The organism is Paraprevotella clara YIT 11840, assembly GCF_000233955.1.
GTDB classification, from domain to species: Bacteria; Bacteroidota; Bacteroidia; order Bacteroidales; family Bacteroidaceae; genus Paraprevotella; species Paraprevotella clara.
The window spans coordinates 256-500 of record NZ_JH376651.1 but is presented as its reverse complement, the minus strand read 5'-3'; positions in this window follow the sequence as shown (position 1 = coordinate 500).

The window sequence follows — 245 nt, the reverse complement described above, 5'->3', positions numbered from 1 at the left end:
CTCCTATGATTTCTAACTTCTTTGGAGGAAAAGGCGGAAATATAGGCGATATGCTTACCTCTTTCCTTGATAAAAACAAGGACGGGAATGTAATGGATGATATAATGGGTGGTATAGGTAACCTTTTCGGAGGTAAATAATTACATTTTAATACATTGATTTTTACTTTGGCAGAGTTTTTGCTCTGCCAAAGTAATTTTTGTTAGTTATGACAGAAGACGAATACTTTATGCAGAAGGCACTTG